We start from the raw sequence: 16,826 nt of genomic DNA, 5'->3' as shown, positions 1-16,826 counted from the left end.
AAATTTATGTAGAAAATAATAGACTCCTTGTTAGTATCTAGACTTCTTGCAGAATTCGCTGCTATTGAGGCATTTATAGGAGACACGGAACGGAAAACCGCAGCGTACTCTAGTGTACGTGAGGATTTGAGCACCGGATCGACGCCCAAATTACCAGCAGAAGTAGAATTATGCAAGAAGTCTAATGATATTAACAACTAACTAATAACTATTAAAAATATATCTAGTAAACCTACTTTTATAGAGATAAAATGACAAAAATTACCAAGCACCATTGACATAATAAATGCGTGAAATATTTTCTTAGTAGTATAACATGATAATCATCTATGAAGTAAAGTTATTTAATAGTGATCGAAACCAAAAGTATGAAAACCACTACATGGGTAATGTTTCCTAAGATATTTATTGAGTTAGCCAAAAATTAAAAGAGCTTTATATGCCTTATTTGCAAAAATTTGTATTTGACTCACCTATGTTATGTGTTTTCTATTTAGGAGGAAAAGTTGAAGGTTGCAATATAGAAATGCATGATGTTGTATTTGCAGTCGGGAAATCTGATATTGAAATTTCTCAAAAAATTAAAAGCAAATGGTGTGGTATAAAAACATCTTTACATGTTGATTCTTGGTTCATACTAGCTAGTCTTAACGGTTTTGATGTTAAAATTACGGAAATAAAACCTCAATCTAGTACCAATCATTTATATTTTGTTAACCTTGGTTCTTATAAGAAAAACTTATTTGGAGAAAATCATTTTATCACTTTTGTTGTTGCACAATCGAGAAGCCAAGCCATTGAACAAGCAAGAAGAGAAGTGTCTAAGGGTACAGAAATGTTACATACTGACAATATCTATGATATAGATGAATGCATTAGAATTACTGAAGTTGATAATTACCATATTGCACTTGAATATACTGGCATAAAAAAGAAGTTAAGTATAATCAATGGTTATCAGCAACTCAAATAAATAGTTATAATATTAAATTAAGGTCATATATACTTCTATGATTTCAAGAGTTGTGCTTTAGACACGACGACCTTAATTCTTGAAGTTCACCGAGTATACTTTGTTTTGATAGGAAATGACTCCTTGCATAACTAGTTGCAAAGAGTTATTTTAAGGTCATTGGAATCTAAATAAGTGATAAAATGACTTTTAACTCAAGCAAACTTAAAAATGGTCTAACTATTCTTACCTATAATATGTCTAATGTAAATTCTGTAGCTATTAATGTCATTGTCAATGTAGGTAGTCGCTATGAACAATCTTCAGAAATAGGCATATCCCATTTTCTTGAACATATGGCATTTAAAGGCACAACAACTAGGTCTGCTAAACAAATTGCTGAAGAATTTGACTCTATAGGAGGACATTTTAATGCATATACCTCGCATGAACAAACTGTTTATTATTCAAAAATATTGAATGAAAACTGCTATAAAGCTTTAGAAATACTGGCAGATATCATACAAAATTCAGTTTTTTCAAAGGAAGAAATAGCCAAAGAATATCAGGTGATTCTACAAGAAATTGCTCATGTTCAAGATAACCCTGATGAACTTATCCACGAAAAATTTTACAGTAGTGCTTATGAGAATCAAGCACTTGGCAGGTCAATTCTAGGAACTCACGACAGTTTAGCTAAATTTGACAGAGAACATTTTAGTAATTACGTTGACAAACATTATAATGCCGAAAATATTTACTTATCAGTAGCAGGAAATATTTCCCATGAGCAAGTTGTAGAATTTGCCAAAAAATTATTTTGTTCATTAAAAAATAAACAAAATAGTCATTTTGAGAAAGTTAGATATACAGGGGGACATAGCTTTATCACCAAAGACCTTGAGCAAACTACCCTAGTTCTAGGTTTCGAAAGTGTGCCGTATTTTAACATACAACAATTATATCATACGCAAGTTCTTTCACTAATACTTGGCAGTGGTATGTCATCAAGATTATTTCAACAAATCAGGGAAAAACTTGGACTGGTTTATTCAATTGGTAGCTATAATAACTCCTACTATGATAGTGGGATTTTTGGCATATATGCCTCCACTAATCATGATAAACTACCATTCCTTGCAGAACAATTAGTTAATGAAATAAAAAAAATTTCTACAGACATCAAAGACTCAGAAATTGATAGGGCTAAAGTACAACTAAAAACTAGTATCTATATAGCTCAAGAAGAATCTTCTTATAAATCAGAAGAAATTGGTAAGAATTTTGCTGTTTTTGGCAAATATATACCTACTGAACAAACTATTGAATATATTATGAATATAACAAAACAAGATATAATAAATATTGCTAACAAAATATTTGTTACAAAACCTACTTTATCTATTATTGGTCCTAAACCACTTGCCATAGATTATCAAGAATTATGCCATAAGCTAGCTCTATGAAATCGGTGCTATTAACTAGAAGTTTAGAAGATAATAATGAAATCATTAGAGAATTGGAGAAAAATTGTAGTTTTAAATATATCTGTTCTCCTTTAGTGGAATATCAAGCTTTGCCATTAAATAGCACTATTTTGCATAATTATGTTAATATAATTGTCACCAGTAAATTTGCTGCTAGAATCCTTGCTGGACATCAAGAGCTAGAACAAAAGAATTTATGGATAGTTGGCAATTCATCAAAGTTAATTCTAGAACAAAAAAATTTTGTAGTACGATATGTTGCTACAAATATTCAAGACCTACTAGAAAACATCCCTCAAGAAATATATGACCAAACCATATATTTATCGTCAAATGAAATTACTCAAGATTTGCCCCAAAAAATAAAAAGACACATTATTTATCGGGTAAAATACGCGACCCAGCTATACCAAATAGCAGAGATTGAAAAGGGCATCAATTTTATTTTACTATATTCAAAGAACAGCACTAAGACTTTCATTGAATTATTAATAAAAAATAATTTGCTAAAACTACTAGATAATAGTTTAGTAATTACTATAAGTGAAAAAGTGGCAAATATTATTAGATATTTTGCCAAAAATGTGGTTTATTGTGATAATGGACAGCCGCAACAAATGTTAGAGTTATTAATTTATAATGCAAAAATCAGAAACTAATATAATAAAAGTTCGTAGTAATAATCCTATTATTCTCACAATTATTCTAATTGTGTTATTTGCCATATCAATAGGTTACATGACTTTTTTCAATAATAAAAAGGTCGATTCTGAATTACCCAATAATACAACTATTTCTAAAACAGACTCTATGTCAGAACATGATGTAATTCAAGAGGATAATAGTCCAAAACAAGAAGAAGTTTCATTAAACCACCAACCCGAACCATCTAAGACCCCCCTTAATTATAGCATTTATTTACTTAGCGTTAATCTTTTAGTGATGAATTTTTTACAAGATAAAGATTATACACAGCAAATTCGTCAAATTGAAACTGTAGAGTTACCTACAAAAATAAAAAATACTTTGCTAGACCTACATAATTATAATGAAAATTATTTACTTAATAATAGTTTAGGTTTAATCAAGATCTTTCCAAAAGCAAATTGTTGGATCGAGAAATTTATTAAGATTGAAAGAAAATCTAGTTTTACCAAAGATAAAGAAAAACTAAAGTTGAGAATAATAGGCAATCTAGATTTTTTTATTAATTTCTTTTATTCAGAAGAATTACAACAAGAATTTGTAGAGTAAAATAATGATAAGATTATTAATAATTTGTATTACATTTTTGTTATTATATTTAGGCTTTTCTGTCTTAAATCAGCTTGACTCAACATTAACCTTAAATTTATATGATTATTATATAGAAACCTCCTTTTTTACTTTCATTATTTTATATATATTATTCACACTTTTTAGTGCTATTTTTTTAAAAATAATATTTCTAATTATTGACCTACCTGCTAATTTAAAAGATATTTTCTTTTCCAAAAGAGCTACTACTGATAATTACCTACTGATGAAGGCTATGGCAGAATATATTGCTGGTGAAAAATCAAAGTCAGTAGCAACTAGTCAAAAAATAGCTCATCGTTTAACTAAAGAAAACAAGGTATTTCATACTTTACTTTTAGCAGAAGCAGAATTAGATACTTCAATAAGAATAAAATATTTTCAGGAATTAGAGCAATCTAAACATTATAGTGCCTTTGTTACCAAAAGACTTGCACAAATATTTTATCAAAATAATATGTATGAAACAGCTCAGAATTATGCTGTTAGATCATTTAACCTAAATGAATTTGATAGTGAAACTTTAGAAATTTTACTTGATTGTTATGCTAAACTTTCTCTGTGGACAAAATTTATCTTTGTGGTATCCAAACTTAACAGAGTTGACGCACAAAAACTAGAGTCTATAAAGAACAAAATAGCTGATTATTATGTTGACGCTGCCAAAAATATGCTAGAAGCTAATGAGACAAAAGATGCTATCCATTATTTAGAATCAGCTATTAAACTTATACCTTCACATATCTCCGCATTAAATCTCTATCTACCTCTAAATTCTTCTAGCTGGAATAATAAAAACATTGAAATATTAAAAGCTGCCTTCGCAAATAACCCTTCTTTTGAAATTGTAGAATTATATAAGCAATTTTCTTCTGTACCCCCTTTAAGAATTTATGAAGATCTAGTAATGTTAGTAAACCCTAAACAATATTTAGGGCTATTTTTAGCTATAGCCGCTTATTTAGGCTTACCGGAAAAGATTAAAAATCTTAAAAATGAACCTGAACTATTAGCTTTTCATGATATTTGAGCTTAATATATCTCCTGAGAAGGATCTTTTTCGGGAGGAATATTATGGAAAGCATCATTATCTTGACCTTGGTTCTGATAATCTAATACTGGTATATCATGAATTTTGAATGCTTCCATAATACTACTAGCAGAAGTAACTTTACCAGTTGTTGGATCTATTGGTAACAATTTAATTGATTCTGGTACTTTAAATGCCAGTGATGGAATATCAGAATAAGCCTTCTCCATAAAATCAATAAATATAGGTAAGACAACACTTGAGCCTGTTGCAGTTCTTCCTAGTGTTTTTGGCGTATCATAACCAATATATGTTCCGACAACTATTTTTGGAGTAAAACCAATAAACCAAGTATCCATACTATCGTTGGTAGTACCACTTTTGCCAGCTATAACTTTACCAAGTTTTTTTGCAGCGGTTGCCGTACCTCTTTCAACTGCTCCAGTGAGAAATGAGATAATCTGATAATCACTTGCTTCATCGGTAATCATCCGATAGTCGGGTTGAGGTAGGATAGGGAGTGATACGTTATCAGTAAGCTGGGAGTCAGATACATTACAATTTTTACATTCTCTATTATCTCTACGATAAATTATTTTACCATTACGATCTTTAATTAGTTCTACGAAATGCGGTGTAACTTTTTTCCCTGAATTAGCAATTATTGCATAAGCATTGGTCATTTTTTCTAGTGTAGTTTCGAGCGAACCAAGCACCATAGAATAAAATCTCTTCGGCTCATTATTAATACCAAATCGCTTGATTATCTCAGCAACTTTGCTTAGTCCTATAGCTTGTGCTACCCTAACAGTAACAAGGTTTCGTGATTTCTCAAGCCCTATACGCATAGTAATTGAACCTAGAAAATTTCCTTTATAATTTTTTGGTCGCCAAACTGGCATGCCAGGACCTTGCGGAATCTCTACTGAACCATCTTCAAAAATTCTATTTGGCTGGATTGCGTTTTCTAAAGCAGCAAGATAAACAAAAGTTTTACTGAGTGATCCTGGTTGTCGCAACGCCTGAGTAGCACGATCAAATTTACTAACTGTGAAATCATATCCACCAACGCTGGCAAGTACCTGACCTGTTGTAGGATTCATCACTATAATCGCACCATTAACGGTAGGAATTTGCCTTAATCCGTAATTAGCATTTACTTTTTCGACTACTATAACATCACCCTTTTGTAAAAGAGTTTTTACTGATTTAAGATCATTTTTTGCCCACTTCATTTCTGATAAAACTATTTTTGACTTACTCAAGTCACAAAGACCAATTTCTGCTTGATTATCCGAAACATTTAACACAACAGCTAATTGATATTCTAAAATAGCTGGAGGTTTTACTACTTTATTTAAATTATCTTGCCAGTTATTTAAATCAATATTAGTTATAACTCCTCTAAAACCATGCTTCCTATCATATGCTCTTATGCCTTGCCTAAGAGCATTTTCTGCAGCTTGCTGATAACCAGCATCAAGTGAAGTAATGACCGTTAACCCTCCAGTATAGAAATATTCTTTACTGCCAATTTTACTAATGACTTCTTCCCGTACTTGCTCAACATAATAACCGGCTGTAACGGTTTCGTTACGATCCCGCTTTTGCAAAGTAATAGGGGTATCTACTGCTTCTTTTGCTGTCTCTTGCGTTATATAACCATCTTCCAACATTCTCATAATAACATAATCTCTACGATCTTTCACCCTAGCATAATTTCTCTCCGGATTAAAATTTGATGGTGCTTTTGGTAAACCAGCGATAAAAGCTGATTCGGCAACAGTTAAATCTTCAATAGACTTATTAAAATAATTCTGAGCAGCCATGGCAACTCCATAAGCTCCCCTACCAAAAAATGTTTGATTAAGATATAACTCCAAAATTTGATCTTTAGTAAAGGTTTTTGAGACCCTATAGGATAAAATTGCTTCTTTGATCTTACGTTCTATTGATACTTCAGAGGTTAATAAAAAATTCTTAACTACTTGTTGAGTAATAGTTGACCCTCCTTCTACTCTACGATGATGCAAAATATTAGAGATATTGAATATGGCTGCTCTGATTATACTTATAACATCAACTCCTGGATGTTCAAAAAAATTCTTATCTTCTGCTGAAATAAACGCTTCTATAAGAGAACGTGGTACACTACTAATAGGTACAAAAACTCTACGTTCCAAAGCATATTCCTCCATTAATTTTCCATTTTGTGCATAAACTCTTGTTACCGATGGTGGATGATAATCGGCAAGTTGAGAATAGTCAGGTAGATCTTTAGAGTAATGATACAACAAATATATACAAGCACTAAGAGCTATTATGCCTGATATTATAAATAATTTAAAAAATATATAAAAAAATTTGAGCATTTTTGACAAAGTATTTCTCACATTTATTCAAGTAAAAGTTTTATCTTAGATAATAGACTTCTTTCGAAACTCGCTTATGCTGAGGGATTTGAAGGAGACGCGGAACCTCGACCCGCAGCGTACTCTAATGTACGTGAGGATTCGAGTACCGCATCGACGTACAAATCACCAGCAGAAGTAGAGTTTCGAAAGAAGTCTAATATTTCTGCTACCAGCTTTTTGTCTAACGTAATACTCGATAATCAAGTTTTTTTCTGAATGCTACAATTCATGGCAGTTTATGTCATTCTTAGCAACGGCGGGAATCCAAAAAAATAACCTGCAAAGGCTATTAGATATTATAGATTCCCGCCTACACGGGAATGACATCTTCTCAGCTTCTTTTCATGACTTTTAAACTGTCCTGAATTATATAACTCAATAAAAACCTGATTATCAGGTCACAGCACCATTTCTCCGCTCAAACTACTTGCCCCAGCCTCGGTAATTTTTACATCGATAATCTGACCGAACAAATCTTTTGCAGGGTTTATTACATGCACCGACTGCATATAACATGTTTTTCCTATCAGTTGATTGTCCAATTTACCGTCACGATCAAACAATACTGGCATTATTTTGCCAATACAACTTTCATTAAACAATAATTGTTGGCGAGATATTTCTTGCTGTAAAATTGCTAAACGCCTAGATTTGATATGTTCAGGCACTTGCTCTTTAACCGCAGCAGGTGTACCAGGTCTTGGACTATATTTAAAAGAATAACACTGACCATAACCAACCTTCTTTACTAAATCTAAAGTGTCAGCAAAGTCTTCATCCGTTTCTCCGGGGAATCCTACAATAAAGTCAGATGAAAAGACTATATCTCTTCTCGCATTTCTTAAACGATTAATAATATCAAAATAATAATCTCTGTTATGTTTACGATTCATTGATTTTAAAATTTTGTTAGAACCTGACTGTACTGGCAAGTGTAAAAACGGCATTAATTTTGGTTCAGACCCATGTAACAAAATTAAATCTTCTGTCATATCAATAGGATGAGAAGTAACGTATCTAATACGCTCAAGATTTGCTATTTCTGCTATGTAGTTGATTAGATCTGCTAAACTACATTCTTTGCCTTCAATAGTTTTTCCATGATAAGCATTAACATTCTGACCTAGCAAGATTACTTCTTTTGCTCCGTTTGAAACGGATTTTATAATTTCTCTGTATATTTGTTCTAGATTTCTTGAGAATTCTGCACCCCGAGTATAAGGGACAACACAGAAAGTACAAAATTTGTCACAACCTTCCTGAACTGAAATAAGGCTACTTACTCCTTGTATATTAGATTGTTCAGGTAACTTATCAAATTTAGCTTCTTCAACAAAATCTAATTTAATTACATGTTTTTCATGTCTAGCAATCTTTGCTATCAGTTCCGGTAAATCGTAGTAAGATTGTGAGCCTACTACTATATCTACATAACTAGCTCTTCTAAAAATTTCATCACCTTCAGCTTGTGCAACACATCCAGCAACAGTAACAATTACATTACCTTCTCCCTTTGACTTTCTATCATCTTTAATTTGTTTGATACGACCAAGCTCGGAATACATTCTTTCTGCAGCTTTCTCCCTAATATGACAAGTATTTAAAATAATCATATCAGCTTGGTGCATAGAATCAGTTGGCTGATAACCAAATGGCTCTAGCAAATCCTGCATTTTGATGGAGTCATATACATTCATTTGACATCCATAAGTTTTAATAAAAAGCTTTTTTTTCACGTTTTTTACTTAACAAAAATAAATTAGGTTGCATTATATATAATACTGTAAAAAATATGACATATTTTTTTTGAATGATTTTATTTGAGGTTATTGAGGTTTGGAAAGTTATGAAGCTTATAGCACATATGTTTGTGTAATACTCTAACTATGATAATACCATACTCTTGTTTTAGATAATACAATAGACTTCTTTCAAAACTCGCTTATGCTGAGGGATTTGAAGGAAACGCGGAACGCAGAATCGCAGCGTACTCTAATGTACGTGAGGATTCGAGTACCGCATCGACGTACAAATCACCAGCAGAAGTAGAGTTTCGAAAGAAGTCTAATATATGTTTTTTTGTAGGGAAGCTCAATAAGGTAGGATATATATCATGTCGTAAAGTACCTATATTAGGATTAAGACTTAAAGCAATAGCTTTGTTATGTATCTCATCTAAATATTTTATAGTTTGCTGCCTTCCCCAATGTTTTAGTGTGTAATCTGTAATATCTTCAAGATCACGTTTCGCACTATTTGTAAATTTACACTGAACCATTAAGCTTTATTTTTAAGTTATCAAAAACAACCTTATGAGAGTGTATTTTATTTTTTGCTAAGTCATCTAATCCTTCAGAAATTGCAAGTTTTAATACTTGTTCTTTAAAAGATTCTAATTCATGAAACTCTTTATCAGAAACTATTACAGCTATAGGCTTGCCATTTCTACTAATGCTGATAGGTTCTGTTTGCACTTTGATAAGTAATTCACCAAACTCACGTTTTGCTTCAGTTGCATTTAATTCTTCCATGATAATAATTATTTTAATTAATATGATTAATTAAAACATAAATTATTAATATAATCAAGTTAATTACAATGTCTTTTTCTTTTGGAACATTACATTATGCCAATCACTAAAAGTTTGATTCTCAGTTCTTGTTCGCACAAAATTATAGAATATTTTTAAGGTATTATAACGATCCAACTTCCATTGACAGCGATAATTTTGAACACTAGGCTTACAACTTGGTATTAACTTATAACCATTACTAACTGATTCTACATATGTTACCAAATCATCAAATGGTTGTAACTTGCCAGCTTCTTGTTGCTTTAACATCATAAGCTCAGCTATAGCTGCCATGGTACGACCTCTTCCACCTAAGCAATGTAAATAAACCCATCGACTTGGATTTAATTTTAATTTTTGATCAAAAAGTGCTACCATTCTATCTAAATTATCACGATTGGGCTCTCGATGATCTAATGTGGTAATTCTATAATAATCAATATTCAAACCTGCCATTATATCAGCTTCAGTCTTAGTAGAAATAGGTATACAGATTGCTATATCCTTCTTTATTGGCGTAGTCTTCAAATTATTTACATATATACTAAGTTGCTTGTAAGTTGGTAATATTGAATCAAAAAGATATTGCTCCTGTACTATAATTTCCTCTTGAGATTTATTAGAGTTAACGTCATTATATGGTAAACTGATAAAGGACACTGGGTTTAGGTAATTAAATCCATGATACTCCTGCCTTAAATCAACATCAATAATATCTGTTTTAGATCCAATAGCATTTTTAAATTGGTTGACACTAAATTGTCCACTGGCAATTATATTATATTGTTCAATATATCTAATATTTTTAGGAAGTAATTCTTGTAGTTTATTATGATTATTAAATTGGAAATATGCTAAATTCCCATTATTTAAATATTCTGATGGTAACATGTAAGTAATACAAGATGAACGACTACGGTATGATATAAGCAATAATAACCCCATTATAGCAAATGCAATAATAAATTGAGATTTTCTACTTATGTTCAAACTTATTATTTTCTTCATTTATATGATACTAATTTGCTAACAATAACAGAGCAATCTAAACTAAACCCCTTGCCTAGCTAGCCTTTCTTCAATCTCATGACGGAAATGACGAATTAACCCTTGAATAGGCCAAGCAGCAGCGTCTCCAAGGGCACAAATAGTACGTCCTTCGATCATTTTTGTAACGTCCAATAATTGATCTATTTCATCTATTTTTGCCTGACCGCGTACCAGTCGCATCATAACTCGCCACATCCATCCTGTACCTTCTCGACAGGGGCTACACTGACCACAAGACTCATGCATGTAGAATTTACTAAGCCTAGCAATAGCGTAAATAATATCCGTAGAATTATCCATAACAATAATTCCACCAGTCCCGAGTGCCGAACCAGCTGCTCTTAAACTATCAAAATCCATTGCAACATCCTGACATAATGACTTTGGTAGCAACGGTACTGATGAACCACCTGGGATAATAGCTTTCAGATTACTCCATCCACCCCGTACACCCACGGCATATCTCTCAATCAACTCCTTTAAAGGTACGCCCATGGCTTCTTCAACATTACATGGCTTATTTACATGGCCAGAAATACAGAAAATCTTTGTTCCGGTATTATTAGGCTTACCGATTCCAGCAAACCAATCAGCTCCACGCCGAAGTATAGTAGGCACAACGGCAATTGATTCAACATTATTAATAGTTGTTGGACAACCATATAAGCCGAAATTAGCCGGGAATGGTGGCTTTAATCTAGGGAAGCCCTTGTTGCCCTCTAAGCTCTCGAGCAGAGCTGTTTCCTCACCGCAAATATACGCCCCAGCCCCTCTATGCAAATGAATGTCAAGATGATACCCTGTACCACAAGCATTACTGCCTATAAAACCGGCATCATAAGCCTCATCTATAGCACGCTGTACATTGGAGGATTCGTTATAAAATTCACCACGAATATATATGTAACAAGTATGTGCGTTAATAGCAAAGCTGGCGAGCAAACAACCTTCAATTAATTTATGTGGCTCATACCTCAAAATATCACGATCCTTGCACGTACCAGGTTCTGATTCATCAGCATTAACCACTAGGTAACTAGGCTTTGGATGATCTTTAGGCATGAACGACCATTTGGTGCCAGTCGAAAATCCAGCACCACCCCGTCCTCGCAGACCTGATTTTTTTACTTCATCAATTATCCATTCTCTACCTTTAATAATAAAATCTTTTGTATTATCCCAATCTCCACGTTGCTTACTACTTATTATATCATATTTTTCCTGCCCACTAAGATTAGAAAAAATTTTATCGCTAATTTGTAACATAATTAACTCTTAGAATATCTACACATGATATTATAGCTGAAGGCAAACAATTGTGAAGAATAAATATTAGCAACCTCAATTTCGGATTAATTTCATTAATCCGAAATTGGAATGAGAATGTAAACAATCAGGCTTAAAGCGGTTTGACGCCTGATTGTTAAATATTTCATTTGCTAATAATCTTATTTTTGTACCAATAAAAATAAGATTATTAGCGATAATAGATTAAAATGCATTCGTATACTCAATTAACCTGAAGAGTTGCAGAAATGGTTAACGGTAATAGTTTGGAAATTATCGTTTATTAAGGTACGTAACCTATCTTTATAATCGGCGATGTTGCTGAAAAATTTGTTTATTGCTTCCGAAAATTGTTCAAAATTATGATAAAATTTATTATTAGTTGTAATACTGTGCATAAACTTCCATAATCTCTCAATTGGGTTAAGATTTGGACTATATGGTGGCAAAAATACTAGCTCTATTTTACTATTTACTAGGTATTCTTTAACTTTCTTGGATTTGTGGTAACTAGCATTGTCACAGATTAAATATATTCTTTCCTTGTCACTATTCTCCTCTTCCAATCTCTGTAGAAAATTAACTATCTGCTCCCCATTTATTTTGGGGTTCTCTGTCCTTACTAACTGTAAATCAGCTAGATTAATAGCACCAATCATGTGCTTTCTTCTCCAGCCACTGAATGTTGGTAAGGTCTTATCTTGCTTCTTTCTTATCCAACCGCACCTTGCCCTTGCTTGATACTGAGGATGAACACCATCCATAAAATATATGGCTTCCTTATCTCTGAGATTCCCTTTTAGTAAACTGTAGTTTAACTTAAATAATTCTTGCTTGTCAAAATCCAGCTTAGCCGGTACTATTTTCGGCTTCTTGTAAACAAAACCCAATTTGTATAGTAATTTTGTTACTCCCGTTATCGTATATGTTACCCCATATTTGTTCTAAATGTGATGCATGATATCTTTAGCATAAACATAATTATTTGCTTCTAGGTGACTCGCTAATTCTTCCCTCTCACCATCACTTAATTTGCTTGTGCTACCTCCATTGTTGGTATCAAGCTTATTGGCTTTTTGATAATCAACAATATGTTTTCTTATCGATTCGTGGCTCAAGAGTAGTACCTTAGCAATCTCTACATTACTATACCCATCGTCATACATCAAAACTGCCTTAATACGATCACGTATGCGTCCGTCTCGTTCTGTCTTATGACGTTCCTTCAACTTTTCTCTTTGTTCTTCTGTCAATACATTCTTACTCATAATCTCCTAAACTCTACAATATCTCTCCTATCTTTGCAACCCTTCATTTACGAGCAGTATACCAATGTCAATCTTGGCTTTGTGGTTAGTAAAGTTAAGATAAGTACTGTCTTGTATCACTAGCAATAAATTATCATTATTGTTATTAATTCTATCAGTAGTTTGCCTAAAATGCGACTCTATTAAATGATCATTGTTAACTTTGCTATTAACAAAAAAATCATAAGCTTGTCTTTGATCTTGTGGATTATCAAAAAGATTCTTAATACAGATTGTAAATTTTGCCATTAGGGCTGTAAAAATCTTTAAAGCTTTTGATTTAAGACGTTGATCTTTTAAAACTAAACTTTCAAATTCTGATTCAAAAAATAACTTATTACTTCCTTCTCCTAGTCCCAAACTACCCAATTGCTTACCTCAAATCTTAAAAAATAAAATTTAATATTATCTTATTTCTTTTTAATCCTTGCAATTAAAACTTAAGGCTAACTGTTAGATTTGGTTTCGGCTCGGATGTTTCGCTGTCTATGCTTTACTACTGTGTCGTTACCTTCAGCTGCACAAGACTCGCTATATGGTGGAGCTAGCTACTCCTTCCATAACAGGACTTTCACCCGTAAGATTAATGCACCTTATCTTGACGCACACACAATCAGTTGGACAGAGCCTAGAGCCTTAATAATTCACATTTTTCCAGTCGGAGCGTTTAGTTTCTCCGGTTTTATAAAAAGAAGTTACTTCTTTGATAAAATGTTCAAAATCTGAATTTTCTTTAACTAGCCTATTAGCCATATTCCAATCAATCTCTAATCTTTCTTTAGCAGGAATTAGTATTCGACCTTTTTCGGATTCGTTTATGTTTAATAAAATAAATCCTATACCGTGCCTAGCAGAAAGAATTTCCAGTTCACGAGAAGTGTTACTATCCTTGCTTTCTACTAGAGAGAAAGCTACTAAATATCCATAGTGAGCCCATGAAGAATTTGATAGTGCTTGAAAAAAAGATTCTCGTACATTGGAGTGATTAATTTTTACTTTCACCTCAAAAGACCAAAGTTTAGCTTTTATATCCGCATATTGTTTGACGCAATCTTTGATCGGCTCTGCCCAACCTTTCGTCATAGCCTCCATTCCCACTAGGTCGGGATATAACCATTTATTAGCATTAGTACCACTACGATTTGAAGAACGTTTATCATTAATAGTCATGTTATAAATACTAAGCTCATCCCAAAGAAATTCTGAAAGCTTTAGATACACCTCTTTTTCTTTTATGTTTGACAATTTTTCAGCTTCTTCTATCTCCGCTTGATCAGTTTTTTTAGTAAAATAGTATTTACGTGGACACTCTTGTGTTATTTTAATACCAGGTTCTTGTTTTTGTATAGCTTCATTACGTTCTTTAGTCATTTCTCCACTAAAGAGTACTATAATAATTTGAGCTATTTTTGCTGGATCAGTTACATTGAGTATTGATTTGCATTTACTGTTCTCCGCTTTTCTCTTGACTTCCTCAGGATAAGTTTTTACTAGCCATGCAGCTATTTCTCTAGAAGTAAATTTCTGACCTTCATTGGCTTTAAGGAAACTAATAATTGCTCTGTTACGGTTAAATTGCATAGATACTACTATTTTATAAACTACTAATAAATAATAATCAGAATAGTAAAGAATTTAAAGAACACTAATATATAATTCCAAGTTATTATCTTTAAATTTAAATGTAGTTGTAATATTACAACTTATTCATTTTTAACAAATACCCAATCTTTGTTGGAAGACTCAGTTTCACTATAGTAATAGTTTTGTTTAGAGAACTGTTTTAATTTTTCAGGTACGTCTATAAGATTTTCTGCAATAAAGTTAAGCATGCTGCCCCTAGCTTTCTTGGCGTTTATAGCTATTATTTGTAATTTATTATTTCTTTTTTCTTTAAAATATATATTAATTATTGGATATTTAAGATCATTTTGATTTATGGCAGAGGAATATTCATTAGAGGCTAGGTTGATTAGATATTTATTTTGATGAGTTGCTAATATTTGATTTAGATAATTGGTAATATCAATTTGCCAAAAATTGGATAATTTTTCTAAATTTGGCAATTTTGTTGACATTTCTAGCCTATAGGGTTTTATTTTATCTAAAACTCTTAGTGGTCCATATAAACCTGATATAATTAACGTGTGTCCCTGCAAGAAATCCCATTGCTCTTTAGAGAAACTTCGTCTATCAATATTATCATAAACATCCCCATCATAGGCAAATATCGCTTGCTTTTGGGGATAGTTATCGAAATCTTGAAATCTATAATAATTAAGCTCAGCCAGTTTGCTACTTACATTCATTACCTGCTTGATCTGATTTTGTGATAGGCTTTTACATATCTGTAAGAGACACTGCATTTTAGTAAGGAAATGTGGCTGCGTACATGGTAAATCCGGTATTTCCGAGATGAAATCCTGAGTCTTAGCTGGTGAAATTATACTTAGCATATCTGTAATCTAATAAGAAATTTACAACTTAACTGATTCAATTAATTTTCTAACTCCATCTACTGATTTATTAAATAGATATTGTTCTTCATCATTTAATTTTATTTCCACTATTTTTTCTACACCATTTTTACCAATAATAACTGGCACTCCGACATACATATCTTTTACTCCATATTCCCCTTGAAGATAAGCAGCACAACTTAATATTTTACGTTTATCTTTTAGATAACTCTCTAACATTTCAATAGCAGAAGTTGCTGGAGCGTAATAGGCAGAACCATTTTTAAGTAGTGAAACAATTTCTCCACCACCATTTTTTGTGCGATCTATTATCGCATTAATACGTTCTTTCGTTGACCACCCCATTTCTACTAAATCTAAAACTGGTATGCCGTTAATTGTCGAATATCTAACCAAAGGAACCATTGAGTCACCATGACCTCCAAGTACAAAACTACTAACATTTTCTACGGAAACATTAAATTCATTGGCTAAGAAAAAGTTAAATCTTGATGAGTCAAGTACCCCAGCCATACCAACCACCATATTGCTAGCTAGTCCACTTTCCTTTAACATTACGTAAACCATAGCGTCAAGTGGATTGGTTATAACAATGACAAAAGCGTTCGGTGCATATTGCTTAATGTTGCTAGCCACAGTTTTTATAACAGTAGTATTAACATTAATTAAATCATCCCGACTCATTCCGGGTGAGCGTGGTACTCCAGCTGTGACAATTATAGCATCTGAACCTTCTATGTCTTTATAATCGTTAGTACCTTTGGCAATTATATCTGATCCGGTAATTGTTCCAGCTTGTGATATATCTAAAGTCTTACCCTGCGAAGGGCCTTCAGATAAATCAAACATAACTATATCAGCAAGTTCTTTAAAGGCTATCAAATGTGCAAGTGTTCCGCCAATCTTTCCTCCACCAATTAAAGCAATTTTTGTTCTTTTAGCCATACTTC

At 32.5% G+C, this 16,826-nt stretch carries 18 protein-coding genes; 6 read left to right on the top strand and 12 right to left on the bottom strand.

The genetic code is table 11. The annotated features are described in order from the left end of the window. Positions 1–27: 27 nt before the first annotated feature. The 6 genes from ACQH1W_RS01960 to ACQH1W_RS01935 all read left to right on the top strand — a co-directional run bounded on the left by ACQH1W_RS01960 (position 28) and on the right by ACQH1W_RS01935 (position 4,765). The gene (locus ACQH1W_RS01960; protein ID WP_375332897.1) at positions 28–201 is read left to right on the top strand and encodes a palindromic element RPE1 domain-containing protein; all 174 of its coding nucleotides are present in this window, start codon (positions 28–30) and stop codon (positions 199–201) included. Positions 202–448: 247 nt separating this feature from the next. Continuing rightward, positions 449–973, top strand: a complete 525-nt coding sequence (locus tag ACQH1W_RS01955) for a DUF1543 domain-containing protein (RefSeq protein ID WP_425361116.1) — start codon at positions 449–451, stop codon at positions 971–973. Between the two features lie 182 nt (positions 974–1,155). Next, a complete protein-coding gene (locus tag ACQH1W_RS01950; RefSeq protein ID WP_342278844.1) occupies positions 1,156–2,418 on the top strand; it encodes a M16 family metallopeptidase in 1,263 nt (420 codons plus the stop codon). Next, entirely contained in the window at positions 2,415–3,098 is a 684-nt protein-coding gene (locus ACQH1W_RS01945; RefSeq protein WP_375332895.1) for a uroporphyrinogen-III synthase, read from the top strand. Before ACQH1W_RS01950 ends, ACQH1W_RS01945 begins: the two co-directional genes overlap by 4 nt. Continuing rightward, positions 3,079–3,693 (top strand): hypothetical protein, encoded by a 615-nt coding sequence (locus ACQH1W_RS01940; RefSeq protein WP_375332894.1) that lies wholly within the window; start codon positions 3,079–3,081, stop codon positions 3,691–3,693. The genes ACQH1W_RS01945 and ACQH1W_RS01940 overlap by 20 nt, the downstream gene beginning before the upstream one ends. Before the next feature lie 4 nt (positions 3,694–3,697). After that, positions 3,698–4,765, top strand: a complete 1,068-nt coding sequence (locus ACQH1W_RS01935) for a tetratricopeptide repeat protein (protein ID WP_425361115.1) — start codon at positions 3,698–3,700, stop codon at positions 4,763–4,765. 2 nt (positions 4,766–4,767) lie between these two features. Here the strand turns inward: ACQH1W_RS01935 and ACQH1W_RS01930 are convergent, their stop codons facing one another. The 12 genes from ACQH1W_RS01930 to mdh form a co-directional block, all read right to left on the bottom strand. Next, a complete protein-coding gene (locus ACQH1W_RS01930) occupies positions 4,768–7,137 on the bottom strand; it encodes a penicillin-binding protein 1A (RefSeq protein WP_425361114.1) in 2,370 nt (789 codons plus the stop codon). Between the two features lie 440 nt (positions 7,138–7,577). After that, positions 7,578–8,915, bottom strand: coding sequence for a tRNA (N6-isopentenyl adenosine(37)-C2)-methylthiotransferase MiaB (gene miaB / locus ACQH1W_RS01925; RefSeq protein WP_425361113.1), 1,338 nt, complete (start codon positions 8,913–8,915; stop codon positions 7,578–7,580). A gap of 206 nt (positions 8,916–9,121) precedes the next feature. Next, complete coding sequence (locus ACQH1W_RS01920; RefSeq protein WP_410521682.1) at positions 9,122–9,457, bottom strand: type II toxin-antitoxin system RelE/ParE family toxin; 336 nt, start codon at positions 9,455–9,457, stop codon at positions 9,122–9,124. Further along, positions 9,444–9,710 (bottom strand): type II toxin-antitoxin system Phd/YefM family antitoxin, encoded by a 267-nt coding sequence (locus tag ACQH1W_RS01915; protein WP_341762049.1) that lies wholly within the window; start codon positions 9,708–9,710, stop codon positions 9,444–9,446. Before ACQH1W_RS01915 ends, ACQH1W_RS01920 begins: the two co-directional genes overlap by 14 nt. A 63-nt stretch (positions 9,711–9,773) precedes the next feature. Further along, positions 9,774–10,760: a hypothetical protein gene (locus ACQH1W_RS01910; RefSeq protein ID WP_375332890.1), complete on the bottom strand. Its 987-nt coding sequence runs from the start codon at positions 10,758–10,760 to the stop codon at positions 9,774–9,776. Positions 10,761–10,802: 42 nt separating this feature from the next. Next, positions 10,803–12,068 carry an NADH-quinone oxidoreductase subunit NuoF gene (gene nuoF / locus ACQH1W_RS01905; protein WP_425361112.1) on the bottom strand — a complete coding sequence of 422 codons (1,266 nt, stop codon included), beginning with the start codon at positions 12,066–12,068 and terminating at the stop codon, positions 10,803–10,805. 248 nt (positions 12,069–12,316) lie between these two features. Next, a complete protein-coding gene (locus tag ACQH1W_RS01900; protein WP_341756104.1) occupies positions 12,317–12,979 on the bottom strand; it encodes an IS630 family transposase in 663 nt (220 codons plus the stop codon). Between the two features lie 54 nt (positions 12,980–13,033). After that, a complete protein-coding gene (locus tag ACQH1W_RS01895; RefSeq protein ID WP_341756103.1) occupies positions 13,034–13,357 on the bottom strand; it encodes a helix-turn-helix domain-containing protein in 324 nt (107 codons plus the stop codon). A 27-nt stretch (positions 13,358–13,384) separates the two neighbouring features. Then, on the bottom strand, positions 13,385–13,765 hold the full coding sequence (locus tag ACQH1W_RS01890; protein ID WP_341763090.1) for an IS4/Tn5 family transposase DNA-binding protein: 381 nt from the start codon (positions 13,763–13,765) through the stop codon (positions 13,385–13,387). A 267-nt stretch (positions 13,766–14,032) separates the two neighbouring features. Then, entirely contained in the window at positions 14,033–14,977 is a 945-nt protein-coding gene (locus ACQH1W_RS01885) for a hypothetical protein (protein WP_375332888.1), read from the bottom strand. Positions 14,978–15,099: 122 nt separating this feature from the next. Then, on the bottom strand, positions 15,100–15,852 hold the full coding sequence (locus ACQH1W_RS01880; RefSeq protein WP_375332887.1) for a YaaA family protein: 753 nt from the start codon (positions 15,850–15,852) through the stop codon (positions 15,100–15,102). A gap of 21 nt (positions 15,853–15,873) precedes the next feature. Further along, positions 15,874–16,821, bottom strand: coding sequence for a malate dehydrogenase (mdh, locus tag ACQH1W_RS01875; protein ID WP_341762044.1), 948 nt, complete (start codon positions 16,819–16,821; stop codon positions 15,874–15,876). Positions 16,822–16,826: the final 5 nt, after the last annotated feature.

This window comes from Candidatus Tisiphia endosymbiont of Stenodema calcarata (assembly GCF_964030695.1).
GTDB lineage: Bacteria > Pseudomonadota > Alphaproteobacteria > Rickettsiales > Rickettsiaceae > Tisiphia.
Note: the sequence above shows the minus strand (reverse complement) of the source record. Positions and strands in the feature narration are given on the sequence as shown.